21 protein-coding genes are annotated in these 24,543 nt (G+C 63.5%); 9 read left to right on the top strand and 12 right to left on the bottom strand.

Annotated features, from left to right (window positions below):
- Position 1: 1 nt before the first annotated feature.
- From BRPE64_RS17870 to BRPE64_RS17920, 11 genes are all read right to left on the bottom strand, one after another.
- Positions 2-259: a BrnA antitoxin family protein gene (locus BRPE64_RS17870; protein ID WP_044042413.1), complete on the bottom strand. Its 258-nt coding sequence runs from the start codon at positions 257-259 to the stop codon at positions 2-4.
- Complete coding sequence (locus BRPE64_RS17875; RefSeq protein ID WP_016354902.1) at positions 237-515, bottom strand: BrnT family toxin; 279 nt, start codon at positions 513-515, stop codon at positions 237-239. Before BRPE64_RS17875 ends, BRPE64_RS17870 begins: the two co-directional genes overlap by 23 nt.
- 80 nt (positions 516-595) lie before the next feature.
- Positions 596-1,906: a sigma-54 interaction domain-containing protein gene (locus BRPE64_RS17880; RefSeq protein WP_016354903.1), complete on the bottom strand. Its 1,311-nt coding sequence runs from the start codon at positions 1,904-1,906 to the stop codon at positions 596-598.
- Entirely contained in the window at positions 1,903-4,962 is a 3,060-nt protein-coding gene (locus BRPE64_RS17885) for a peptidase domain-containing ABC transporter (protein ID WP_016354904.1), read from the bottom strand. Before BRPE64_RS17885 ends, BRPE64_RS17880 begins: the two co-directional genes overlap by 4 nt.
- A 17-nt stretch (positions 4,963-4,979) precedes the next feature.
- Positions 4,980-5,732: a peptidylprolyl isomerase gene (locus tag BRPE64_RS17890; RefSeq protein ID WP_016354905.1), complete on the bottom strand. Its 753-nt coding sequence runs from the start codon at positions 5,730-5,732 to the stop codon at positions 4,980-4,982.
- 72 nt (positions 5,733-5,804) lie between these two features.
- Positions 5,805-7,178: an HlyD family efflux transporter periplasmic adaptor subunit gene (locus BRPE64_RS17895; protein WP_016354906.1), complete on the bottom strand. Its 1,374-nt coding sequence runs from the start codon at positions 7,176-7,178 to the stop codon at positions 5,805-5,807.
- Positions 7,156-9,681, bottom strand: coding sequence for an FHA domain-containing protein (locus BRPE64_RS17900; protein WP_044042751.1), 2,526 nt, complete (start codon positions 9,679-9,681; stop codon positions 7,156-7,158). Before BRPE64_RS17900 ends, BRPE64_RS17895 begins: the two co-directional genes overlap by 23 nt.
- Positions 9,682-9,954: 273 nt before the next feature.
- Positions 9,955-11,376 (bottom strand): efflux transporter outer membrane subunit, encoded by a 1,422-nt coding sequence (locus tag BRPE64_RS17905; RefSeq protein WP_016354908.1) that lies wholly within the window; start codon positions 11,374-11,376, stop codon positions 9,955-9,957.
- Positions 11,377-11,743: 367 nt separating this feature from the next.
- The gene (locus BRPE64_RS17910) at positions 11,744-12,046 is read right to left on the bottom strand and encodes a hypothetical protein (RefSeq protein ID WP_016354909.1); all 303 of its coding nucleotides are present in this window, start codon (positions 12,044-12,046) and stop codon (positions 11,744-11,746) included.
- Between the two features lie 344 nt (positions 12,047-12,390).
- Positions 12,391-12,849, bottom strand: coding sequence for a DUF4399 domain-containing protein (locus tag BRPE64_RS17915; protein ID WP_016354910.1), 459 nt, complete (start codon positions 12,847-12,849; stop codon positions 12,391-12,393).
- Positions 12,846-13,286: a DUF4399 domain-containing protein gene (locus BRPE64_RS17920; RefSeq protein WP_016354911.1), complete on the bottom strand. Its 441-nt coding sequence runs from the start codon at positions 13,284-13,286 to the stop codon at positions 12,846-12,848. Before BRPE64_RS17920 ends, BRPE64_RS17915 begins: the two co-directional genes overlap by 4 nt.
- Before the next feature lie 361 nt (positions 13,287-13,647).
- On the opposite strand from BRPE64_RS17920, the gene BRPE64_RS17925 reads away from it, so the two are divergent.
- Positions 13,648-15,576, top strand: a complete 1,929-nt coding sequence (locus BRPE64_RS17925; RefSeq protein ID WP_016354912.1) for an SUMF1/EgtB/PvdO family nonheme iron enzyme — start codon at positions 13,648-13,650, stop codon at positions 15,574-15,576.
- Between the two features lie 15 nt (positions 15,577-15,591).
- Here the strand turns inward: BRPE64_RS17925 and BRPE64_RS17930 are convergent, their stop codons facing one another.
- Entirely contained in the window at positions 15,592-17,472 is a 1,881-nt protein-coding gene (locus BRPE64_RS17930; RefSeq protein ID WP_144063438.1) for a DUF3857 domain-containing transglutaminase family protein, read from the bottom strand.
- A gap of 195 nt (positions 17,473-17,667) precedes the next feature.
- On the opposite strand from BRPE64_RS17930, the gene BRPE64_RS17935 reads away from it, so the two are divergent.
- From BRPE64_RS17935 to acuI, 8 genes are all read left to right on the top strand, one after another.
- Positions 17,668-18,834, top strand: a complete 1,167-nt coding sequence (locus BRPE64_RS17935; protein ID WP_016354914.1) for an HPP family protein — start codon at positions 17,668-17,670, stop codon at positions 18,832-18,834.
- A 48-nt stretch (positions 18,835-18,882) separates the two neighbouring features.
- On the top strand, positions 18,883-19,293 hold the full coding sequence (locus BRPE64_RS17940) for a MarR family winged helix-turn-helix transcriptional regulator (RefSeq protein WP_016354915.1): 411 nt from the start codon (positions 18,883-18,885) through the stop codon (positions 19,291-19,293).
- Between the two features lie 19 nt (positions 19,294-19,312).
- Positions 19,313-21,094: a chloride channel protein gene (locus BRPE64_RS17945; RefSeq protein ID WP_016354916.1), complete on the top strand. Its 1,782-nt coding sequence runs from the start codon at positions 19,313-19,315 to the stop codon at positions 21,092-21,094.
- 107 nt (positions 21,095-21,201) lie between these two features.
- Complete coding sequence (locus BRPE64_RS17950) at positions 21,202-22,116, top strand: aldo/keto reductase (RefSeq protein WP_016354917.1); 915 nt, start codon at positions 21,202-21,204, stop codon at positions 22,114-22,116.
- Positions 22,117-22,143: 27 nt separating this feature from the next.
- Positions 22,144-22,566, top strand: a complete 423-nt coding sequence (locus BRPE64_RS17955) for a DUF1810 domain-containing protein (RefSeq protein WP_016354918.1) — start codon at positions 22,144-22,146, stop codon at positions 22,564-22,566.
- Positions 22,567-22,622: 56 nt separating this feature from the next.
- Positions 22,623-22,838, top strand: a complete 216-nt coding sequence (locus tag BRPE64_RS17960) for a hypervirulence associated TUDOR domain-containing protein (protein ID WP_044042753.1) — start codon at positions 22,623-22,625, stop codon at positions 22,836-22,838.
- A gap of 180 nt (positions 22,839-23,018) precedes the next feature.
- Positions 23,019-23,456, top strand: a complete 438-nt coding sequence (locus tag BRPE64_RS17965) for a PRC-barrel domain containing protein (protein WP_016354920.1) — start codon at positions 23,019-23,021, stop codon at positions 23,454-23,456.
- An 80-nt stretch (positions 23,457-23,536) separates the two neighbouring features.
- Entirely contained in the window at positions 23,537-24,541 is a 1,005-nt protein-coding gene (gene acuI, locus BRPE64_RS17970) for an acrylyl-CoA reductase (NADPH) (RefSeq protein ID WP_044042419.1), read from the top strand.
- Positions 24,542-24,543 lie beyond the last annotated feature (2 nt).

The following is a 24,543-nucleotide window of genomic DNA, read 5'->3' on the forward strand; positions in this document are numbered from 1 at the left end:
TTCAAGGATGCCGGCGTTGCTGAGTCAGCATATACGCGCGCAGAAGCCGGTTGATGCGCGTCTGATACCCCTTCCCTTGCTGGCGAAACCATTCGAGCACGTCGGCGTCCAGCCGCATCGTGACGGCTTGCTTGGGCGGCACGTGCAGTTCCGCCTGCTCGAAGAATGCGTCGCCCAGTTCCGGCATGTCCGAAAAATCGATATCGGCGTCCTTCATCTTCGCCAATCGCTTCCAGTCAGTTCCCGATTTCTTGCTCATATCTTCTCGCTTCGTGTCTGGCTGCCTTGCGCGCCGAGATGATCCGGATGACATCGCCATATCGCTCTACATAAACCACGATGCCCACCAGTTCCTTCATCCAGCCCAAAGCGATCCAGCGCTCCTCTCCGTAGGCTTCACGCCGATCCAGCCAGGTCAACACCGGATGATTGAACACGTCCACTGCATCTCGAAAATCGATTCCGTGCTTTCGAATGTTGGTTTGATTTTTCGTTTCATCCCATTCGAAATGCACACGCGACCTGTATTGACGTTTGTATGTACATTTTGCGCCGACTCGTACTCCGCGTCAATACGGCAATCGCCGCACGCCCTCTACTCCTCCGCCTCCCGACTCTTCTGCGCCGCCAGCCGAAACTCCTTCGAATGCAGCCCGTGCTTCTTCAAAAGCATCTGCAGATGCGAGCGGTTCATCTCATAGCGCCGCGCCAGTTCCGCCACCGTGCCGCCCGTTTCCTGCAAGCCGCGTTCTAGAAACGCGCGCTCGGCCTCATCGCTTGCGACGCGCTTCGCCTCCGCCAGCGAACTCGCCGTGGTGACGCCGTTGCCGCTCGCCGCCGGTCCGCTCACGGCCAGCGTCAACGACGACTTCGGCCGTACATCCACCGGCAAATGCTCGAGATCGGCCATATCGCCGGCAAGACAAGTCAGCCGGTACACCACATTGCGCAACTCGCGAATGTTGCCGCGATACTCATAGTTGCGCAGAAAATCGCGCAGACGCGGCGACATCTTCACCGGCCGGCGCTTCAAGGTCGCCGCGGCTTCATCGCCGAAATAGGACAGCAACAGCGGAATCTCGTCGCGACGCTCGCGCAAGGATGGCAGCGTTAGATGAATCACGCTCAGCCGATAGAACAAGTCCTCGCGGAAACGCCCTTCATCGCAGAACTTGCGCAAATTGCGATTCGTCGCCGCGACGATGCGCGTATCCACCGCAATCGGTTCATCCGAACCCACGCGCTGAATCTCGTGCGCTTCGAGTACACGCAGCAGCTTCACTTGCCCCGATAACGGCAACTCGCCGATTTCATCGAGAAAGATCGTGCCCGTATGCGCGCTTTCGAATTTGCCCTTGCGATCGTTCGTGGCGCCGGTGAATGCGCCCTTGCGATGCCCGAACAATTCCGACTCCAGCAGATTGTCCGGAATCGCGCCGCAGTTCACCGAGATATACGGCTTGTCCGCGCGCGAACCGTTCGCGTGAATGACCTTCGCCATCAGTTCCTTGCCGGTGCCGCTTTCGCCGTCGATTAGTACGGGCAGATCGGTCGGCGCGGCTTTCTCCGCGATTTCCAGCGCTTCGAGCAACTTCGGGTTGTCGCCGAACGTGCCTTCGAAGACGAAGCTGCGTTCGAGCAACGCGCGGCGCCGCGCACCCGGCGACATATCGCGCTTCGGCTCCGCGGCGGCCGCCTGCACGAAACGCTCTTTGTGCGACATCTGCATGACTTCGTCGCGCAGCGCGCTTGCCTGCCGCAAGAGCTTTTCGATTTCGGGACGCTCGAGTCGCGAGGTCCAGCGAAGTGTCGAGCGCAATATCTCGATCTTCTCGATGAGCCCCGCATACGAAATCGCCGATGTGGGCGCCGCGCTGTCGCTTTCCGGTTGATCGAGTATTTTCATGCTGCGCTCAGTTGCTTCTGCACGAGTTGGTAGTACATGCCTTTTCTCGCGACGAGTTCGTCGTGCTTGCCCTGCTCGACGATGCCGCCTTCGTACAGCACGAGAATCTTGTCGGCACGCATGATGGTGGACAGCCGGTGCGCGATGATGACCGCCGTGCGCCCCTTCAAAATCTCCTGCATGTTGCCGAGAATATTGCTCTCCGATTGCGTATCGAGCGCAGACGTCGCTTCGTCGAATACGAGCAGACGCGGATCGTGATACAGCGCGCGCGCAATGCAAAGCCTTTGAATCTGCCCGCCCGACAGACCCACGCCGCGCTCGCCCACGACCTGCTCATAACCGAGCGGCATCTTCACGATGAACGCGTGCGCGTCGGCCATCTTCGCGACTTCTTCGATGCGCCTCCTGTCCGGCGTTTCATCGCCGCTCGCGATGTTCTCCGCGATCGTTCCCGAGAACAGCAGGTTACTCTGCATCACATAGCCGATCTGCGCTCTGAAAAAACCTTTGTCGATGACGTTGATGTCATAGCCATCCACTGTCATCTTGCCTTCGCTCGGCGCATAGAAACCGACGAGCAACTTGGCGAGCGTCGTCTTGCCCGAACCGCTGCGCCCTACAACGGCAATCAGCTCGCCCGGCTTGATATCGAAGCTGATGTTTTCCAACACGTAAGGCGTCTCGCCATCGCCGTAACGGAAGTACACGCCGTTGAAGCTGATATCGCCTTGCAGGTCGGGCAGCATCACGCGTTGCTGCATGTCCTGCGCCTTCTGTTCCGGCTCGATGTCGAGCACATCGCCGAGACGCTCCATCGCGACGCCCGCGTCGTTCAGCAAACTCCACAAGTTGATGAGGCCCATCAACGGCGCAAGCACGCTGCCCATATACGCGTTGAACGCGATCAGTTGCCCGATGGTCAGTTCGCGCGCCAGCACGAGATTCGCGCCGACCCACAGCACGCCGATGGTCGTCGCCGCGTTCAGCAACTGGCTGCACAGGCCTACCGCGATATTGAAACGCTGCGACTTGTACTGCACTTCTAGCGACTTCGCGTACTTCTTCTCCCACTTCATGCGCACCGCGCGCTCGATGCCCATGCCCTTCACCGTCTCCACGCCGCCGAGCGCTTCCATCAGATAGGAGCGCGCGTCCGTGCCCGCCGAGAAGGTCTCGCGCGCGTTCTGCTTGATGCGCGGCGTCGCGAGAATCGTGAGCCCCATCATCGGGATCACGAACGCGATCAGCAGAAACGTCAGCTTCACGTTATAGAGGAACATGATCGTGAAGTAGATGAAGATCATCAGCAGATTCAGCACGGTCGTCACTGTCGACTCCGTGAGGAACGCGCGAATGGTGTGATTCTCCTGAAAACGCGCGAACACGTCGCCGGTCTTGCGCTTGGCGAAGAAGCCGAAGGGCAGCGAGAACGTGTGCTTGAAGAACTGCGACATCATCGCGAAGTCCATGTTGCGCACCATGAAGTTCGCGAGATACGCGCGTATTGTCGCCATCAGTTGCGTGAACAGACTCGCGATGATCAGCCCGCCGATCAGCACATGCAGCAGACTCACGTTCTGATGCACGATCACGCCGTCGAGTATGTTCTGGATAATGAGCGGCGGAATCACGCCCAGCACCTGAATGACGAAGGTCGCGAGAAAGAGGTGCAGCAGGATCTTTTTATACGGCTTCAGATAGCCGACGAAACGCAGCCACGGCGAGCGCGACACTTCTTTCTGCGTCAGGTCCTGTCCAGGCGTGAACAGCAGACACGTGCCGCTCCAGCCGCGCTCGAACTCGCCGACCGTCATTTTCCTGAAGCCGATGGCCGGGTCCGCGACCCACACGTTATCCTTCGACGTGCCATAGACAATGATGTAGTGATAGCCCTCCCAATGCGCGATAAACGGCATCTCGAAGGCGCGCAGCGATTCGAACGTGCACTGCACGCCGCGCGTCGTGAAGCCGAGCGATTCGCCCGCGCGCGCGAGCGAGTCGAGCGTCGCGCCCTGCGTCGTCACGTTGGCGAGTTCGCGCAGCTTGCCGAGCGTCATGTTGATGCCGTAGTGACGGCAGATCATCGCGAGGCACGCGGCGCCGCAATCCATCTCCTCTGCCTGCTCGACCCACGCGAAACGCTTGATCACGCGCTCGCCGAGTTCGGGCTTCGTGTGCAGATCGAGCATGGCCGGCAGCTTGCGGCGCTCGTGGAGTTTCTTCTGCCGCTGAATCTCGCGCTCGGTAAAACGGATGCGCTCTTCCAGCACCTCGCGCAGCTTCACATTGCGCTCGATGATGAAATGCACCGTCTTCTCGGGAATCACGAGCAGGCGCGTATCGACGCTCGCGATCGCCGAGGCCATCTGTTCCTGGCGCATCACGCACGCTTTTTCGCCGAAGATTTCGCCCGGACCGAGCGTGGCAAGCAGATGCTGTTCGCCGCCCTCTTCACGCACGATGCGCACTTCGCCCTGACGCACGACATAGAGACGCCGGTCTTCGCGCGAATCCTGCTTGAGGATTTCCTTGCCCTCGCCCACGCGCTTCACGCCGACGCTGCGCACGCACTCTTCGAGTTCGGCGCGATCCAGTTTGCCGCGCAAATCGAAGAGCTTCGCGACGAAGCCGCCTGCCGAACTGATCGCGACATAGCTCGTAATGAACGCAAGCGCGGCCGGATTCTTCGCGATCACGGGTTCGATCGCGAGACGTGGAATATAGAGCAGCTCGGTCTTGCCGGAAGAACGCACCGACGATTCATGGCGATAGTCGCGCAGCATCGCGATATCCGCGAAGGTCTCGCGCTCCTTCTTCACGCCCATGCTGATTTCTTTGCCGTGCTCCTCCGTGAAGATGCGCACGGAGCCCGCCTTCACGATAAAGAGCCCGTCGGCCGCATCGCCTGCGTTGCAGACAGTCTCGCCGAAACCGAAGCGGCGCGACTCCGCGTGCACGGCCAGTTGCTCGATTTCCTCGCGCGAGAACGGCGAAAGAATCTCTACCGCTGCTAAGAAGTCGGCAGGGGAATCAAGGCTCGATGGAGCATCCATGTCGTGATGTGCAGGGTTTAGCGAGCTTCGATGACATGTTCCTGCGCGCGCGTCACCATCCATTCCTCGCGCAGCAGACGGCGAATTTCGGCGGATACGTCCTCATCGAGCTTGGCGGGATACTTCGCCGTCACCGCAAAAATCTCGTACGACGATCCATCCGCCGACACGAACGGCCCAAGCAGATCACCGATTTCCGCATTGAACACCTTCGCCTCGATATCCGGCTTCAGTTGTCCGCGCATCACGCGGCCAATCACGCCGCCTTCGTCGCGCGTGTCGGCAAGCGAGTGCTCGCGCGCCATGTCGGCGAAGCTGTCGGGGTCGTCGTTCAAATACGAAATCATTTCCTTCGCGCTGCCTTCGGTGTCGAGCAGAATGTGACTCACCTCGATGCTGTCGAACTTCGGCGAATTGAGCTGGAAATATTCCTCTATCTCGCGGCTCGTGCCGACCTTCTCCAGCATCTTCTCCTGATAAAGCGAGTCGGTGACGAAGACCTCGAACTCGTCGAGACTCACGTGCAGTGCGTCGAGATAGTTGTTCATGTCCGCCGCACGATGCAGCCCGCGAATGCGGCGGAACTGGTCGGCGCGATTCTGGATTTCCTCGTCGCTGATATCGACGCCCGCTTTCTTCGCCGCGCGCACGGTCAGCTTGTCGCGCACCAGTTGCTCGAGCAGGCCGTCGAACTGGCCGCTCAGCTTCAATATCCTGATGAATTCCGCTACGTCGACCACTTCCTCGTCGATACGCACAATCGCCGTCATGTCGTTCTCCGTTCGGTTCAAGTTGAATTCCGCAGCATGTTCGCGTTTTGGCGCTCCGGTAACCCCCCTTTCCTATCCCGCCAGATTGCGGAATGGATCGAGTCCCAGATCGATCAGGCGGCGCTCGCGCACAACGATCTCCGCGCTCGCCGTCATGCCGTAGCGCAGCGGATACTTCGTGTCCGCGATCTGATACGAATCGCGATCGAGCGTCACACGCCCTTCATACACCGGCTGCTTGCTGGTCGGGCTCGGCTTGGTGGCGGGCGAAATGAACGCGAGCGTGCCGTCGATCACGCCATAGCGCTGATAAGGAAACGCGTTGAACTTGAGCTTCACGCGCTGCCCTTCACGCAGGAACGCGCGGTCGTGCTCGGCGATCTCGATCTTCAGCACAGGCTTCGCGTTCGCGGGCGCAATGCCGCCGAGCGGCGTGTTCGCCTGAATCTTGTCGCCCTGCTGCGTCGACGTGACATCGGTGATCACGCCCGACACGGGCGCGAGAATCAGCAGGAAATTGTCCTTGTCGATGTTCTCGAACTTGATGCGCGCGGCTGCATCGGCGACGAGGCGCGCCGTCTGTAGTTGCAGACGCAACTTGTCTTCGGTGCTCGCGACCTCGCGCATCGCGGCCTCGTATTGCAGGCGCAGATTGGTCGCTTCCTGACCGCTCGTTTCGAGCTGGCGCTTCGCTTGCGTGAAATCGTGGCTCAGGCGGAAGTCCAGTTCCGCGAGCCGCGATTGCTCGACGCGATAGCCGCCGTCCGCTTCCATGTACGCATTGCGCTTTGCATCGACCTGCGCCTGCGAAATGCCGCCGCCGCCCGGCAGCGCGAACAGACGCTGAAAGCGATCGAATTCGACCTTCGCGGCGTCGCGCGCGCGACGTGCATTTTCGAGCGTGCTGCGCGCTTCCTGCAACTGCGCCTTCTGGCCTTCCGCGAGTTTGCTCGTGCCTTCTGAAACGCGCTGCTGATGCTGATGTTCCTCGACATCCATCTGATCCTTGAGCGCGGCGATCTTGCGCTCCATCAGCAGCTTTTTCTCGGGGAACTGCTTCCACTCGCGCTCGGCGTCGTCGAGCTTCAGTTGCGCTTCGAGCGCGTTGGTCGCCGCTTCGATCGCGCCGCGCGCATTCAGCCGCGCGACCACGTCGTCCTTGCGCACGGGCTGCCCTTCGGCGATATACAGATCAGCCAGTTCACCGTCGATCGGCGCATAGAAGCGGCGCACTTCCGACTCGGGCGCGAGCGTGCCTTGCGCCGTGACCATCACGTCTGCATGGCCGACGAACGACCACACGAGCGCGGCGCCGACGAGCGCGACCATCGCGAAGACGAGCGCCTGCGTGGCCTTGAGCGGCTCGGCGGTGAGTATCGAGATGCCCTCGGCGCCGTGATCGCCGAGCGCCTCCGACAGCGGTTTAAGGTGTGCGTCTCGCTTCACTGGTCGTACCTCCGCCGATCAAACTCAGCTTGGTATTGAGGAGCCCCGGTTCGAGCACCATGCGCAAATCCTGCAACGAGCGCCGCTGCAAGTCCGCTTCGGTGTCGATCTCATTGGCGAGCGCGGTCCACTTGTTCGTGGCGCCGTCCGCCTTCACTTGCCTGAAGATGCGCATGCCGCGCGTGGCAGCGTCCTCGGCATCCGACAACAACCGCGCCTGCGTACGGAACGTGTCGGACACGCCCGATTCGAGCCGCTGCGACCCGCCGATGCCGCCATTGGTCCGATACTGCTGCCACGCCGTCTGCGCCTGCGTCATGAGCGTCTGCGCGCGTGCGATGGCCTTGTCCTTCAGCGACGCGACTTCGGGCGCGACCGTCTTCGCGTAGTAAGCGTCGCTGTCGAGATCGAGCGTTTCATAAAACGACAGCAGCGATTCCTCATAGCCTTTCGTACCGCGCGCCTTTTGCAGATCAGCGTATTGCGCCGCCACGGTCTTCTTGTGCGCGAGTTCCTTCTGCACCATCGCGGACCACGAACCTTGCGGCAGCTTCTGCAAGGCATCGATCGCCTGCGCGGCACGACCGTGGTCCCATGCATCGGCGACGGTCGCGTATTGCGTGAGCACATCGGCGGGCGGCAACTGGCCCGCGCTCAACTGACGAAACCGTTCCTGAAACGGCGGCGTCGAAAAATTCGCCTTCGTCAACGATCCCGCGAGCGGTGCGAGGCTTGCGCCGTTCAGCCCGCGACGCAGGCCCGTGTACGCATTCAGATCGGCGCGCACGCGATCGAGTCCGGCGAGACGCGGATACTTGTCCGCATAATCCTTCAGCGTCGCGCCGATCGCATCGAGATCGTCCTGACCGAGACTCTTGACGATGCTCGCATCGAGCCTGTCGATGGCCGCGAGATACACGGAATCGTCGCTCTGCAGCTTGCGCAGATGACTGAGCGCCTGCCCATACGGCTCGCGAAACTCCGGCACATAACCGGCAATGCGGTCCAGATCGCGCTGATGTCCCGACGCATCCGCTTCCCAGTGCTTCAGAATCGCGCCGATGCGCGGCTCGTCGCCATAGATGCGGATCGGTGCATCGGCGCCGCCGCGACCGATCACGAAGCTCTCCAGCTTGCCGATCCATTCGAGTTCGTCGAGCAGCGAACGCACGTCCGCATTCTGTTCGCCGAGCGTTCTCATGTGCGCGATGATCGCGTCCGCGTTCGCGAAATCGCCCTTCTTCAGCGCGGCGAGCCAGCGCGGCACGTTCGACTTGAGCACGGCTTCGGTGTTCATCGACGCAAATTGCGCGTCCTGCGGATGCGTCTTCAGGTAATCGCGCGTGAGCGTGGCGGCACTGCCGTAATCGCCTTGCGCCATCAACGACTTCGCGTGACGCTCGGGCGAGCCGGTATAGAAAAGCGCCGCGCCGCCCGCGACAAGCGCCGCGAGCACGCATGCCACCACAATGCGCGTGCGGCGCGTCGTGCGGCGTTCGTCGCTCGCCAGCGCCTTGCGTAACTCGCCCACGAACAAGGAGAACTTGCCGCGCTTCGCCTGGCGCGCATCGTGACGGCTTTCTTCAGCCGTCTTCGGTTGCGCGTCCACGTTGACTTCGTCCTCGCGCGCGGCCGCCTGATCGACGCAAAAGATATCGAGGAAAGAATGCGCCGAGCCGACGAAGGTCGTCTTGTCGGCGTCGAACTCATCCGGCGGCTGCGATTGCGCCTCTTCGAACGCGGCCATCTCGGTCAGAGTGGATTCGCCTTCCTCGCCGTGCACATGCACCTTGTACGCGAAGTGCGTTCCGCCGAACGCGAGCGTATCGCCATTCTTCAGTTCGACCGCGGACGCGCCGAGCCGCTCGCCGTTGACGAACGTGCCGTTGGTGCTGCCGAGATCCTCGACGAACGGCGCGCCGCCCTTGACGAACACATGCGCATGCCGCCGCGATACGTAATTCACCTGATGCGGATATTGCTCGCGATAACGCGCGAACGTCGCATCCGTCTTGCTGACGAGAAATGGAAACTGCGCAAGCTCGATCGGCTGAAGACCGCGATCGTCGCGCTGCGGCGCGAGCGTGAGGCCAACGGGTCGCGGCACGCCAAGCCGCCGCGCACGCGGCGCGAACTGCACGCGATACGACAGGCGGCTGCCGAACGAAATGACGTCGCCGTTGCGCACGCGCACGGGCATGTCGCGCACGGGCGTGCCGTTGACGGCCGTGCCGTTCTTGCTGGCGAGATCGGCGATATAGACAAAACCGTGCTCGATGAAAATGCGCGCATGACGGCGCGAAAGCTGTGCCACCGCTTCGGGCGGGCTCGTATCGAACGGCGCTTCGGCGCGGCCGATTGCGAAGAGATTTTCGTCGATGCGGATTTCCGCGAGTCCGTCGGCGTCGCTGCCGAGCTCGCGATTCGGCACGGGCTTCAGGATGACGTCGAACGCCTCGCCCACGCCCGGCTGTTGTTCCGCAACGGATACGCCTTGAGCCATGTCCATGTCACGCGGTACGTCCAGCCACTGCCGCCGATGCGTCAGAGGAACGCCCGCCAACGTCGGGCGCACGGACAGGTTGGAATGCGCCGTGATTGATGTCATTCGCAACCGGCGGCTGTTGAGAGTTTAAGTCACGCATCGTCGTAGTCAATCACGCTGCACTGGTACATCACGCCATATATAAGCGATTTATTCGCTCGTTTAAGAACGATCGTTAGCTATCCTTCTCGTATAACTTCATACGATTATTCGTGCGACGCATGTAACGATTCACTTCAATCCGTCCTTGCTTGCGCTTTGCACATCGACCTCGGTCCAGCCGCCGCCGAGCGCCTTATAGAGCGTCACGGTGTCGGAAAGAATCTGCTGATGGTTGGCGAGCAGCGCCAGTTGTGCGGCGAGCAACGTGCGCTCCGTCTCGAACACTTGGAGTTGCGAGATCACGCCCTCTTTCAATTGCGCGTCGATCTGCGCGGCGACGATCGTCAACTGATCGACTTCCTGCTGCAGTTCAACGCGCTGCTTCATGTGCGAATCGAGATTGACGAGCGCGTTCTCCACTTCCTCGAACGCGTTCATCACGGTGCTGCGATACTGCTGCTCGGCCACTGTGGATTGGGCCTGACTGGTCTTCACGCGCGCGCGCACGCTCGGATCGAGAATCGGGATATTGATGCTCGGCAGAAAGCTGAACGTGAAGGTCTTGAGCAGATCGGTGAGCGCGAAGCTCGCCGAACCGCCGCGTCCCGTCAAACTGATGGTCGGCAATTGCGCGAGCTTTGCCTGACCCACGAGATCGTACGCTTCGAGCACGCGATATTCCGCCGCGATCAGATCGGGACGACGCGCGAGCAATTGCGAAGGCAGACCGCCCGGCACCGGCGGCACCTGCACGCGCTTTTGCAGCTTGCCGTCGGGGACCTTGAATTCGCCGGCCGGCACGCCGATCAGCGTTGCCAGCGCGTTGTCGCCGAGATCGCGCGAGCGCTTCAGTTCCAGCATGTCGCGCGTCAGACGGTTGAGCTCGGCGCGCTGCGTGAGCACCTGCGTATGCGGCACGAGGCCGTTCTTCTCCATGCCCTCGAATATCGTCAGGATCTTCTGGTTCGTGATGATCGTCTGCTTCTGCTGCGAGATCTGATCGTCGAACTGAAGAATCTGGAAGTAGGTTGTCGAGACGCTCGATACGAGTTCGAGATAGCCCGCGCGCCAGTCCGCTTCGGTCGCGCGAAACTCCGCCTTCTGCGCCTGCACGCCTTTTTCGACGGCGCCCCAGATGTCGATGTCCCAGTTGACCTGCGTCGCCACGTTGTATTGCTTCGAGAACTTCTGGCCGGTGGTTTTCTCGAACGCCGCTCCGGCGCCGAGGTCCATTGACGGCAACGCGCCCGCGCGAGCCTCGCCGATCTGCGCGCCCGCGACCTGTATGCGCGCGGCCAGCACCTTGATGTCGAAGTTGCCGTTGATGGCCTTCTCCACCAGCGAGTCGAGATACGGATCGCGGAACTGCTTCCACCAGTCGGGCTGAATGGTCTCGGACGCGGCTACTTTCGGTGCGTCGATCTTCGTGAAGGCGGTTTTCTCGGGCGTGTCGGGGCGCTGATAAGTCGGCACTTTCACGTCGATGCAACCGGAAAGCAGCGCAGAACCGAGCGCGGCCGACAAAACCAGGCGCTTGCGGCCGATGGTCATACGCAACGATGGCAACAAGGCACGCACGATCTCGCTCCCGGTGACTGAGCACCGACGGTCAGGTTGAAGTGTGAGAAGCGCGGCGCCGACCGTCGATACATCAAGTAAATCACACGGCGCGTCGCGGCTCCATACGGGTTAAGTCACCTGGCGCACGCGTGTTCTGTGACACGTCGCGCGTCGATGACGCGATCGGGCAACCGTATCGATGCCGACACGGTGCGCCGAGCGCGACGCCCATTACTCCGGGCGATGTTGCAGCGGAACGCCCCGTGTTCCGCTTTTACTGCGTGACTGCATTAATGCGTTACTGCCTGAAACGTCGATTCATTCCCTGCAACGATCGCGAATGATCGAATGGATTCGATCACGCCAGATCGCCGGCCACGCCGAAGTTGATGTTGGCGATGTTCTTCGCGTCCTGCTTCGGCGTGACAGTCGCGCGCGAGGCGATCCCATCGGCGAACGCGATGTTGCTGCCGTTCTGCGTCAGCGTCGTCTGCGACTGGCTGATGAACTGCTGCGGCGCGAATGCCGTCGAGAGTTGCGAAAAATCGAATCCTGAGAGGAAGCCCGGCGCGAACAACGAACTGCCGCCGCATACCGCGGACATCGCGCGGCGATCCAGTTCTTCGGTGACGGGCAGGTCCTTGATGATCAGCTTGGTCATTTCGAGTCCCCTTGGGGTGTGTTGCGCATTCGGTGGTGGTTCGAGCAACTTGTCTGCTCGCAAAAGTTAAATGCATAGGGTGTGCCAGGCGGTGCGTGGATGGCTTAGCTTTCTTGCAACGCCTTGACGCGTGGGGGTCAGCGCGATCGGGTTTCTCGCTTGAGCTTCACCCTGCAACACTCATCTGACGCATCCAACCCAACACTTCTCGATGCGACTGTCGCTCTTCAAACAACACCGTCGCACGCGATACGCACGCACGTTCCCACTCGCATGAAAGCCTGCGATTCCGTGGATAAAACGCTGGAAAGACGCCGCTCGCATCAACCTGCAGCGGCGCCCGCTTACTTGACGTAGATCGTGATCTTTTTGGAATAAACCGGCGGGTTCGTCGGTATGTGCTTGTCATCGCCCATCAGCAATTGCAGCGTGTGTTTGCCCGGCGGAAGTTCGAGCAAGGTTTCCGTTTCGCCTGCGCCGTAATGCAGATGATTGCGGTCCGATGGAATCTCCTGATCCATCGGCGGCAAGTCCACATCGATCAGCAAGTGATGATGCCCGGTGTTCGGAAACTTCACGCCGCGCGGAGCGACGCCCATGTAACGCAGCCCGAACCACACCTTGAACGGTTTGCCTGCGGGCACGGTCTGGCCGTCGTTCGGATAGCCGATATACGCGTAGGCGTTGGCCGGCGCGGCCGTCGGCCCGGCGAATGCGCAAGGGGCGGCCAGCGCGGTCGCGAGTGCGGCGGCGGCAAAGAGCGCACGCGCGCGCGGGGAAGTGTCAGCGGATCGCTTTTTCATGATTTGACCGTGATCGTGATCTTCTTCGAATAGACCGGCGGATCGTGCGGGATGTGGTTGAGGTCGCCCATCAGCAGTTGCAGCGTGTGCTTGCCGGGCGGAAGCTCGATGCGCGCATCGGTTTCGCCCGCGCCGTAGTGCAGATGATTGCGATCGGACGGAATCTCCTGATCGAGCGGCGGCAAGTCCGTATCGATCAGCAAATGGTGATGACCCACATTCGGCAGATCGACGCCCTTCGGACACACGCCCATGTTGCGCAAGCCCATGCGTACCCAGAGCTTGCCGCCGGAGATCACGGCGCCGTCCGGCGGCCAGATGATGTACGCCTCGGCGTTCGGTGGCGCGGGCGTTCGCGCACGCGCGGCAGGGAACGACGAATCGGCGACGAGTGCGGCCAGGGAAGCCAGCGCGCCCAGCACGGTTCTTCTCAGCATGTTATGCACGCCTCTCTCGGTGAAAGGGCCTAGCGGTCGGGTCGGGAATAACGCTTCATGCACGAGCGTACGCATGAGCAGGAAGCGTTTAACATCGTCTTCGGTTTTTAGATTAGGACGTAACGTTTAAAAAAGATACGTACACAGGTGGGCGGTTTATTCCCCATTGCCGATACCTCCTTTAAGGGGATTAAGTGCTGCATGACTGCGTGCTATCGTTGTTGGTGCTGCACCCGCACGGCCGCGCTCCGGCGTCTGGCTCGGGCGGACACCGGGCGCGGACCTCGCCCGTGCAGACGCTGCGCAGAAGCGTGAACGCAACGCTGCGCTCCACTCAAAGCCGGACGTACAGGGTGTGAATATGTGGCGAACTCTTCTTATCGCGGGCATGTTCGTAACGATCGGCGCCGCGCTCGCGCCTGCCTGCGCGGCCCCAGCCGCATCGCCGCCGCAGGCGTCCGAGCGGGCCATCGCGCCACATCGCGCGGCGCTCGTCATCGGCAATGCGGACTATGGCGATCATCCGCTGACAGGCGCATCGCGCGATGCCGGCGATATGAGCGACGCGCTCGCCTCGCTCGGTTTCGATGTCACGCGCCGCGCGAATCTCGATGAATCCGCCATGCGCAACGCCATCGAAGCGTTTGCCGCGCGCCTCGGGCCGCGCGATACGGCCATCGTCTATTTCGCGGGTCACGGTGTTCAGGCAGGCGGCGACGCGCTGCTTCTGCCGCTCGATGCGCGCGAGCAAACGCCCGCGACGCTCGTGACGAAGGGCATTGCGGTGAGCGGCATCGTCGAACGCATGGCGCGCGCGAGGCCTGACGCGGCGAACGTCGTCGTGCTGGATATGTGCCTGACCGAGCCCTTCGAGAAAGCGCGCGCCCCATCCTGGACGCTGCCGCCGCGCACGCTGGTCGCGTATGCGGCGGCGCCGGGCGATGCCGCCGTCGAAGGCGCGCGCAACGGACGCTATACGGCGGCGCTGTTGCGCGCGCTCGGCAAAGAAGCGTCGATCACATCCGCCACATTCGACGAAGCCGCCACCGATGTCGCGCACGCATCGCGCGGGGCGCAACAACCGTGGATCGCTTCGTCGCTCGAACGCGGATTCGCCCTCGCCGATGCATCGCCGCTCATGCGCATGGCGAACGCGAACGCCATCGATCCGGCCGAATCCGCCAACGTCGTTCGCACGCGCGGCATCCTTCCGAAAGACAGCAACGAGCAATACGAACTGACGTTCTGGGATTCGATCAAGGACAGCACGTATCCAAGCGACTACGAGGCGTATCTGAAGGCGTATCCGAACGGCCGTTTCGCGGCGCTGGCCAAAGCGCGGATCGAGCGCCTGCGGGCCGGAAGTGCCGGAAGCACCGGAAGCGGCGCCAAGCCCACGACGACGCCCCCGCCCGCCGCTACCGCGACGCCCGCCGCACCGGCGCCGAAGCCCGCGCCGTCCGCCGCGGCCGTCACCGAGAAGCCGAAAGCGGCGGCGCCCGCTCCGACGCCATCGCCCGCACCCGCCGCCACCGCGGCCGCCGCAGCGAAGACCGCCGCAAAAACTGCAGGCAACGAAATCAAGGACTGCCCGTCGTGTCCGGCGCTCATCCCCATATCGCCCGGCAGCTTCACCATGGGCAGCAATAACGACGACCCCGCCGAGAAGCCGCCGCATCGCGTGAGCATCGCGCATCCGTATGCGATCGGCAAAACCGAAGTGACGGTCGAGCAATGGAACGCATGCGCCGATGCAGGCGCGTGCACGCGCATCGCCCCCGACGGCGACGCCCCGCCCGCCAACACACCGATGCGCAACGTGAGCTGGGACGACGCGCAGGTCTATGTCAAATGGCTGAGCAAACTGGGCGGCAAGGCGTATCGCCTGCCGACGGAGGCCGAATGGGAATACGCCGCGCGCGGCGGCACGCAATCGACGTACTGGTGGGGCGATCAAATGAAGAAAGGCACGGCCGACTGCAAGGACTGCGGCGAGCCGTATCGTCCGGAAGCGCCGACGCCTGTCGCATCGTTCGCGGCGAACCCGTATGGTCTGTACGACATGAACGGCAGCGTGTGGGAATGGGTCGCCGATTGCTGGCACGGCTCGTACAAGAACGCACCCGCCGATGGCCGCGCCTGGGACGATCCGTCCTGCTCGGTGCGCGTGATCCGCGGCGGTTCGTGGCGCGAAGGCGCGGCCTACATGCAGTCGGCCACACGCTTCAAATACAGTTCGAGCGTGCGGCAATCGCAGAACGGATTCCGCGTGGCGCGCGATATGGAATAAGCGCCTTTATGACGCTCACCGCCCCGACACCCTGACGATGATCTGCTCCTGCGTATCGCGCTCGATCTTCCTGAGCGCGGGCAGCGCCGCCTGAAAATCGTCGGGGGAACAGACCTGCTTGCCGAAGGTCGCATCGAGCGTGCGCGAAATCTGAATCACGTTCGTGGCCGGATCGAGCAAATAGCGCGAGCGGTAACGAAAAAAACCGCTCGTCAGATCCAGATCGTCCGGCATCTCGGCGACGCGCATATGCTTCGGCAGCGCAATCTGCGACACCTCGTCGTAGCTTCCGCCGACACACAAATACGGCTGCGTGCGCGTGCGCTCGGCGAGCCAACTGCGCGTCGTTGTCGCGATGCCGCCCGACAGGCTCGTGAGCGCGGGCAACGCGGTCGTGCCGGTCGGCCAGACGATGTCGTCGAGCGTGCCGCGCAGGATCGTCGCGAACGGGCCGCCGGTGGCGTCGACGTCGCTCGTCGTAATCGCCCCCGCGCCGCGCAGGTTCGTGTATCGCAGGCGGTCGGCGGCAATCTGGTCGCGGCGCTGCGCATTCGCCAGCCGCAAATTCATGCGCTCGATTTCGGCGCTCCAGCCGGCGTCCTCGACCCAATACGCGAAGCTCGCCTCGCCCTGCGGCGCGACGTCGATCTGCAAGCGCGCCGTACGTGCGAGCGGCTGCGTCGCGGGCGTGCGCACGAGCGCGCCGGAATCGACGAGCAACGCGGGCCGGTCCATGTCGGCGAGCGGCAGAAAGCCGAACTCGACGCTCGACGCCGTGCTGTCCGCGAACACGTTCAGATCCGGCAGCCACGTGATGATGTGATTGATCGCGCCCGAACCGTAGCCCGGCACGGACGGCAGCGCGTAGACCGAACCGAGGCCGATCAGCGCAGGCTCGCTGCGAATGCCGAGCGCGGCGAGCAAGGCGCCATACAGCGCGACATGATCCTTGCAGTCGCCGTAGCGATTCGCGAGCACGTCCGTCACCCGATGCGGCACGGCGGGACTCTGGCCGATGAACATCGCCACGTAGCGGATATTGCGGCGCACCCAGTCGTAGAGCGTCTTCGCTTTCGCGCGGTCGTCGGCGTCGTTGTGCGTGAGCGATTGCGCGAGCGCGCGCACGGCGGGATCGGCCGCGCCGGGATCGATGGCGGCGTCGCGATAACTCTTCGCGAAGCTCGCGTAGTCGGGGAAAGTCGTGACCATCAGGCGGTCGCCGTAATGCGCGTAGCCCACCGAGCCGCTTTCGATGCGCGCGAAACGCTCGCGCCGGTAGTCGAACGCGTAGCGCGTGCGCCCGTTCTCCGTGACGGGCGGCGCCGCGACGTAGCCGCGCGCATCGGCGTAAAGCGGTTTGTCGGCGGGCAGATCGAAGACGAGCCGCTGATCAACCACCGGCCGCTGGCCCGGATCGACGAAATAATTGAACTGACCGGGAATCACCGCCGCCGCCTGACTTTTGCGGAAATGCAGATGCACCGTCGAGCCGACGCTCACCGCCGGAAAAATCACCGCGCGCAGTTTGGCGTCCTGAAACGTCGGCGCGCCCGCCGAGCGCGGTTCCTGAATGTCGCGTATCTGATCGGGCGAGACGTCGTGGCGCACGCCGTTCGCATCGACGGAAAACGCCTCGACGATCTCCACCTTCGACACGCTCTTGTCGTACCAGACGTAGCGCTGCGCAATTTCATCGACGCCCGCCGATGTGTTGGCGCGCAGCACGGTGGCGTCGTCTTCGGTCAGCGAGCCGTCTTCCGCGACGACAAACTCGTGCACGTCGCTGACGATGGTCGAGGGATCGTCGTTCTGCGCCGCGAAGGCCGTCGCGCCGAACGACCCGACGCACAAGCCGCACAACACACCGCAGACGAAACCGTTCGATAACCGGGCCATGTTCGGAGGTCCAAGCCGCGCCGTGGAGCGTCCATCGTACAGGAGTGCGCGCACGCCTTCCCGCGCGTCGAATTCCATAACTGCGCCATTTGTATCACGTTGAGATATAATTCGAAGATTGACGCACGCTTGCTTGCGCGCCATCTCCGGCCAGCCGGTGTGTCCCTCCACTGACTTTCCCGGAACGCTGAAAAAGTGACGCGTAACGCATTGCTTCGTTGGCTGCATGGCTTTCTCCCCGCTCCCGTCACGCTGCGCTGGACCGAGCGCCTGCGCGCCGGACTGGGCGCGCTGATCGGCATTGCGCTGACGGGCGGCGTCGCGCATCTCGTCGCCGGCGCTTCGTCGGCCATTCCGTTTCTCATCGCGCCGATGGGCGCTTCCGCCGTGCTGCTCTTCGCCGTGCCCGCGAGCCCGCTTGCGCAGCCGTGGTCGATCATCGGCGGGAACATCGTCTCGGCGACGGTCGGCGTGGCCTGCGCGATGGTGATCCACGATCCCGTCGATGCCGCCGCGCTCGCGGTCGCGCTCGCCATCTGCGCGATGTTCGCGTTGCGCTGCGTGCATCCGCCATCGGGCGCGGTGGCGCTGACCGCGGTGCTCGGCGGGCCGCCGGTGCACGCGCTCGGCTTCGGCTTCGTGTTCGCGCCGGTGGCGCTCCAGTCGGTCACGCTGTTGAGCGCGGCGATCGTGTTCCATGCGCTGACGGGGCACCGCTATCCGCACGGCCACGCGGTGCCGAAGCCTGCAAGCGCGGCGCCCGACGCCGCATCGTTCACGCGCGCCGATCTGGAAACCGTGCTCGCGCGCCGCAGCGAGATGCTCGACGTCGATCCCGACGACCTCGAAGCGCTGTTGCGCGAGACGCAGTTGCAGGCCTACGCGCGGCGCTTCACGGAATTCACCTGCGCGGACATCATGTCGCGCGCGGTGGTGTCGGTCGCGCCGGAGACGGGCGCGCTGGCCGCGCTCGCGCTCATCGACAAACATCGGGTCAAGGCGTTGCCGGTCGTCGATGCGGCGCGCCGTGTGTGCGGCATCGTCACGCGCGCGGACCTGGCGCCGCTGCGGCGCGGCGGCGTGCTCGATGGCGTGCTTCACGGCGTACGCGACGCGATCGAACGCGTGGCGCGCGGGCCGTCCGCGCCGCCGCCACGCGTCGCGCAACTGATGACGACGGACGTCTGCACGGTGCAGACGAACACCGCCATCGCCGAAGTCGTGCCGATGTTCGCGCACTTCGGCCATCACCACATTCCCGTGGTCGATGCAGGCGGGCAGCTCGCCGGCATGATCACCGAAACCGATCTGATTTCGGGCCTCTATCGGCAAGCGTTCGCGGGCGAGCGCAAGCGCGCCTGATGCGTTTCCGACTTCTCCCACTTTCCGCTCATCGACGTTGACTTCGAGATGACCACTTCGCGCACGCTCGCCAAACCGGACTTCGAACAGTTGTCCGAATTCCGCTATCAGATGCGGCGCTTCGAGCGTTTTTCAGAACGCGCCGCGCATGAAGAAGGCATTACGCCGTTGCAGTATCTGCTGCTGTTGCACATCAAAGGCTATCCGGGCCGCGCATGGGCGACGGTCGGCGAACTGGCCGAGCGGCTGCAGTCGCATCATCACGGCGTGGTCGCGCTCGTCACCCGCTGCGAGGCGGCCGGGCTCGTGCGGCGCGCGCCGAGCCCGGACGATCGGCGGCAGGTGGAAGTGCATCTCGAAGCGCGCGGCGAGGACGTGCTGTCGCGTCTCGCGGCGCTGCATCGCGCGGAACTGAAGTCGCTCGAAGGCGCGTTTCGCGTGCCGCAAATCGATCTCTGATTCATCAGGAGCACAGCATATGGACCATCACAAACGCGACTTTTCTGTCAACGACCGGCTGCTGCGGATCTGTGGACTCGCGGCCGTCATCGGCGGAATCAGCACGCTCGCGGCCGTCGTGCTGCTCGCACTCATCCATCTGTTCACCAATCTGTTCTTCTTTGGCACGTTGTCTGTCGAGGACCGTTCGCCCGCGCTCAATACACTCGGCGCCTGGGTGATCGTGATTCCGGTGATCGGCGGCCTGATCGTCGGCTTGATGGCACGCTTCGGCTCGGAAAAGATTCGCGGCCACGGCATTCCCGAAGCCATCGAAGCGATTCTTTTCGGCAAGAGCCGCATGTCGCCGAAAGTGGCGATTTTGAAGCCGCTGTCGTCGGGCATCGTGATCGGCAGCGGCGGGCCGTTCGGCGCGGAAGGCCCGATCATCATGACGGGCGGCGCGCTCGGCTCGCTGATCGCGCAGTGCATCGACGTGACCGCCGCCGAGCGCAAGACGCTGCTCGTCGCGGGCGCGGCGGCGGGCATGACGGCCGTGTTCGGCACGCCGGTCGCGGCGGTGCTGCTCGCCGTCGAACTGCTGCTGTTCGAATGGCGGCCGCGCAGCTTTCTGCCGGTTGCGCTCGCGTGCGCGGTGGCGGGCTTCGCGCGCGCGGCGGTGTTCGGCACGGGCGCGCTGTTTCCGCTTGATACCCCGCCGCCGCAGATGATTTCGCTGCTTTTCTGCGTGGTCGCCGGGCTGCTTTCTGGCGCGCTGGCGTCGGGGTTGTCGGCGGCGCTATACAAGCTGGAAGACCTGTTCGGCAAGCTGCCGATCCACTGGATGTGGTGGCCGGCGCTCGGCGCGGTGTTCGTCGGAGTCGGCGGGTACATCGAGCCGCGCGCGCTCGGCGTCGGCTATGACGTGATCGGCGACCTGCTGCATCAGCACATCGCGCTTCAGGTGGCGCTGTCGATTCTCGCCGTCAAGGCGGCGATCTGGGTCGTCGCGCTCGCGTCCGGCACGTCGGGCGGCGTGCTCGCGCCGCTCTTGATGCTCGGCGCGGGCCTCGGCACCGCGCTCGGCGCGATCCTGCCGGGCCACGACGCCGCGCTCTGGCCGCTCGTCTGCATGGCTGCAACGCTCGGCGCGACGCTGGGCGCACCGCTCACCGCCATCGTCTTCGCGTTCGGCCTGACGCACGATGCGAACGCGCTCTTGCCGCTGCTTGCGGCGACGCTCGTCGCGCACGGCTTCGCGACCGTCGTGATGAAGCGCTCGATCATGACCGAGAAGATCGCGCGGCGCGGCTATCACATCTATCGCGAATACGGCGTGGATCCGCTGGAGCGCCATCATGTCGATGAAGTCATGACGCGCGACGTGCAAACTATCGACGCCGCTACGCCGCTCGCCGATGTGCTCGCGCAGCATTTCGGCGCGACGCAGATGCATCGGGCGTATCCGGTGCTGCGCGATGGCGTGCTCGTCGGCGTGCTGGATCGGGCGTTGCTTGGGACGATGATCGGGACGTCGTCGATGCAGGAGGCGGGGCTGACGGTTGGGGATGCGTTGCGGCGGCTGGCGCACGTTACGCCGGCGTTTGCGGTGCCGGGTGAGCCTTGCCGCCTTGCGGCGACGCGGCTCGCTGTGCACGAACTGGAACGGCTGCCCGTCGTCGCCGATGAAAAGTCGATGCGGCTCGTGGGTATCGTCTCGCGAAGCGATCTCGTGAAGCCTGCTCGGGCGCACTTCGACGAGGAGCATCGGCGGGAAAGGTTTAGGGGGTTTCGGCGGGCGGGGGTGGTGAAGAAGCACTGAGGCACACAATCCTAGGAACTCCGCGCGCCCCGCCGCCCCAAAGCAGAAAGACGCGCTGCGTCATTTCCGGCAGGAGCCGAGTCCATGTCTTCCTTCACGGTACACCCATGACCACCCGCCGCGACTTCCTCCGCGCGGCCGCGGCCGCCTCGCTTGCCGCCGGAATCAAGCATCCGGCAAACGCACAGGCAGCCGCGCAACCCATGCACACCCGCCCGATCCCATCGACAAACGAGCCCTTACCCGTCGTCGGCTGCGGCACCTGGCGCACCTTCGACGTCGACAACAATGCCGCCCGCCGCCGCGAACTCGCCGACGTCCTGCGCGTGCTCTTCGCCGCGGGCGGCTCCGTGATCGATTCATCGCCGATGTACGGCTCCTCCGAAGCCGTCGCGGGCGCGCTGCTCACCGAACTCGACGCGCACGGCAAGGCCTTCGTCGCCACAAAAGTCTGGACGCAAGGGCGCGACGCCGGCATCGCGCAGATGCAGGAATCGCTGCGCCGGTTCCAACAACAGCGCGTCGACCTCATGCAGATCCACAACTTGCTCGACTGGCGCACGCAGCTCGCCACGCTGCGCGACTCGAAAGCCGCCGGAAAAGTGCGCTATATCGGCATCACGCACTACACGTCGGGCGCGTTCGCGCAGGTCGAAGACGTGCTGCGCGCCGAGCGCGTCGACTTCGTGCAGATCAACTACGCCGCCAACGACCGCGACGCCGAAGCGCGCCTCCTGCCGCTCGCCGCCGAGCGCGGCGTCGCCGTCATCGTCAATCAGCCGTTCGGCGGCGGCTCGTTGCTCGGCGGCCTGCGCAACCGGCCCTTGCCGGCGTTCGCGCAGGACATCGGCTGCACGTCGTGGGCACAGCTTCTGCTCAAATTCGTGCTCGGCAACCCGGCCGTAACTTGCGTGATTCCCGGCACCGGACGGCGCGAGTACATGATCGACAACGTGCACGCGGGCATCGGCGACTATCCGGACGCGGCGCTGAAAAAGCGCATCGCCGACGCGGTGGCCTGACACCATCGACGCATCAAGGAGGCAAGCATGAGCGATCCCTTCAACCTGCAACGTTTCGTCGATGCGCAAGACGGCGTCATCGACGATGTGCGCGCCGAACTCGCCGCCGGCCGCAAGCGCACGCACTGGATGTGGTTCGTGTTCCCGCAGATCGCCGGTCTCGGACACAGCGCAATGGCGCAGCATTACGAGATCTCATCGCGCGACGAAGCGCAGGCCTATCTCGCGCACCCGGTTCTGGGCGCGCGCTTAGTGGAGTTGACGCGCATCGTCAATGGCGTGCAGGGACGCGGCGTCGGCGAGATTTTCGGTTACCCGGACGACATGAAATTCCATTCGTCGATGACACTTTTCGCGCACACCGCCGAAAATCCCGAAGTCTTCGACGATGCACTTCGCCGCTATTTCGACAGCCGCCCCGACGACGCCACGCTCGCCCGCCTGAAATGACGGGCACGGCCGTTGCGGCCAATGAAACGTCATCGTTCGTCGAGGAGTTCAACGTCATGAGCAAGTCCTTCAAGCTGCACGACCACGTCCGCTGGAACACGCCGCAGGGCGAGACGACCGGCCATATCGTGCGCATCGTCACCGAACGCACGACGCTCGACGGTCACACGGTCAACGCGTCGCGCGACGATCCGCACTTCGAAGTGGAAAGCGACAAAAGCGGCAAGCGCGCCGTGCATAAAGGCGAGGCGCTCACGCGTCTGACGCACTGATTTGCATATCCGACGCCGCGGAATAAGTGCCCCACGTTCGCACTAATGCAGTGCGCCGGGCGCGCCTTTACACCGTTTCTGCAAATGTCACGAGAAACGTTCAAACTTCTACCGCGCTGGAAGCTTGAATCGCGCATTTCCATTGAACCGGATTGAAAAATCCTTTGAGGAACCGAACCAATGAAATCGAAACTCGTGGCACTGCTCGTTGCATCGTCGGCACTCGGCCTGACTTCCACGGCATCGTTCGCGCAGGTCGCCGGCGCTCAGCCGCTCGGCGTGTCGGTAGAGGTCTCGACGGCCATCATCGATGGCTGGAGCGTCAAGAAGTCCGTCCTCAACAAGCCTGTCATCAACGATCAGGGCCAGAAAGTCGGCGTGATCCACGACATCATCGTCGCACCGGACAAGTCGGTCTCGTTCGCGATCATCGCGGCCAACCAGTTCCTGGGCGTGTCGCATCACGACGTCGCCATTCCGATCGAGCAGCTCGACGTGAAGGACGGCAAGTTCGTGCTCGCGGGCGCGACGAAGGACGCGATCAAGGCGCTGCCCGAATTCCAGTACAACAAGGTGAAGGCCGCACCGATCCCGCGCGCGGCGTTCGAGCATCATTGATCGATTGTCTGGCGTGAGTACGAGCGGCCATGCGCCGCTTCGGCTCACGCTTCTCATGTCCAAAACCGGAGCCGTCATCGATGTCAGCGAAATTCAACGCCCTCATGCTCGACAAACAGGACGATCGCACCGTCGCGTCCATTCAGTCGATCGACGAATCCCGTCTGGCTGAATCCGGTGACGGCCGCGACGTGCTCGTGCGCGTCGAATTCTCGACGCTCAACTACAAGGATGGCCTCGCGATCACCGGCCGCGCACCGGTCGTGCGCACATGGCCGATGGTGCCGGGCATCGACTTCGCGGGCGTCGTCGAGACGAGCGCGCATCCGGACTATCAACCCGGCGACAAGGTCGCGATGAACGGCTGGGGCGCGGGCGAAACGCATTGGGGCGGGCTCGCGCAGAAGGCGCGCGTGCCGGGCGACCATCTGATTTCCTTGCCCGCAAAGATCACGACGCGTCAGGCGATGGCCGTCGGCACCGCGGGCTACACGGCCATGCTGTGCGTGCAGGCGCTGGAAAAATACGGCATCACGCCGGATCACGGCGACGTGCTCGTGACCGGCGCGAACGGCGGCGTCGGCAGTTTCGCGGTCGCGATTCTGGCAAAGCGCGGCTTTCGCGTGATCGCATCGACGGGCCGGCCCGAGGAAGGCGAACGGCTGCGCGAACTGGGCGCGGCGGATATCGTCGAGCGCGCGTCGCTGTCCGAGCCGGGCAAGCCGTTGCAGAAAGAACGCTGGGCGGCGGCGGTCGATTGCGTCGGCAGCCACACGCTCGCGAACGTCTGCGCGAGCCTGCGTTACGGCGGCGCGGTGGCCGCGTGCGGCCTTGCGCAAGGCATGGATCTGCCGGCAAGTGTCGCGCCGTTTATCCTGCGCGGCGTCGCGCTGCTGGGCGTGGACAGCGTCTACGTGCCGCGTGAACGGCGCATCGCGGCATGGCAGGCGATCGCCGACGAAGTGCCGGTCGCGACCATCGAAAGCGTCGCGACAACCATTCCGCTCGCCGATGCGCCCGCCGTCGCCGCGCGTCTTTTGGGCGGCGAAGTGAAAGGGCGCGTGATCGTCGATGTAAACGCGTAGTT

The organism is Caballeronia insecticola, from assembly GCF_000402035.1.
GTDB lineage: Bacteria > Pseudomonadota > Gammaproteobacteria > Burkholderiales > Burkholderiaceae > Caballeronia > Caballeronia insecticola.

Bases quoted from the DNA above. Each gene is read 5' to 3' on its own strand.
- BRPE64_RS17870 (WP_044042413.1), bottom strand. From the start codon at position 259: ATGAGCAAGAAATCGGGAACTGACTGGAAGCGATTGGCGAAGATGAAG.
- BRPE64_RS17880 (WP_016354903.1), bottom strand. From the start codon at position 1,906: ATGAAAATACTCGATCAACCGGAAAGCGACAGCGCGGCGCCCACATCG.
- BRPE64_RS17885 (WP_016354904.1), bottom strand. From the start codon at position 4,962: ATGGATGCTCCATCGAGCCTTGATTCCCCTGCCGACTTCTTAGCAGCG.
- BRPE64_RS17890 (WP_016354905.1), bottom strand. From the start codon at position 5,732: ATGACGGCGATTGTGCGTATCGACGAGGAAGTGGTCGACGTAGCGGAA.
- BRPE64_RS17900 (WP_044042751.1), bottom strand. From the start codon at position 9,681: ATGGCTCAAGGCGTATCCGTTGCGGAACAACAGCCGGGCGTGGGCGAG.
- BRPE64_RS17905 (WP_016354908.1), bottom strand. From the start codon at position 11,376: ATGACCATCGGCCGCAAGCGCCTGGTTTTGTCGGCCGCGCTCGGTTCT.
- BRPE64_RS17910 (WP_016354909.1), bottom strand. From the start codon at position 12,046: ATGACCAAGCTGATCATCAAGGACCTGCCCGTCACCGAAGAACTGGAT.
- BRPE64_RS17915 (WP_016354910.1), bottom strand. From the start codon at position 12,849: ATGAAAAAGCGATCCGCTGACACTTCCCCGCGCGCGCGTGCGCTCTTT.
- BRPE64_RS17920 (WP_016354911.1), bottom strand. From the start codon at position 13,286: ATGCTGAGAAGAACCGTGCTGGGCGCGCTGGCTTCCCTGGCCGCACTC.
- BRPE64_RS17925 (WP_016354912.1), top strand. From the start codon at position 13,648: ATGTGGCGAACTCTTCTTATCGCGGGCATGTTCGTAACGATCGGCGCC.
- BRPE64_RS17930 (WP_144063438.1), bottom strand. From the start codon at position 17,472: ATGGCCCGGTTATCGAACGGTTTCGTCTGCGGTGTGTTGTGCGGCTTG.
- BRPE64_RS17940 (WP_016354915.1), top strand. From the start codon at position 18,883: ATGACCACTTCGCGCACGCTCGCCAAACCGGACTTCGAACAGTTGTCC.
- BRPE64_RS17945 (WP_016354916.1), top strand. From the start codon at position 19,313: ATGGACCATCACAAACGCGACTTTTCTGTCAACGACCGGCTGCTGCGG.
- BRPE64_RS17950 (WP_016354917.1), top strand. From the start codon at position 21,202: ATGACCACCCGCCGCGACTTCCTCCGCGCGGCCGCGGCCGCCTCGCTT.
- BRPE64_RS17955 (WP_016354918.1), top strand. From the start codon at position 22,144: ATGAGCGATCCCTTCAACCTGCAACGTTTCGTCGATGCGCAAGACGGC.
- BRPE64_RS17960 (WP_044042753.1), top strand. From the start codon at position 22,623: ATGAGCAAGTCCTTCAAGCTGCACGACCACGTCCGCTGGAACACGCCG.
- BRPE64_RS17965 (WP_016354920.1), top strand. From the start codon at position 23,019: ATGAAATCGAAACTCGTGGCACTGCTCGTTGCATCGTCGGCACTCGGC.
- acuI (WP_044042419.1), top strand. From the start codon at position 23,537: ATGTCAGCGAAATTCAACGCCCTCATGCTCGACAAACAGGACGATCGC.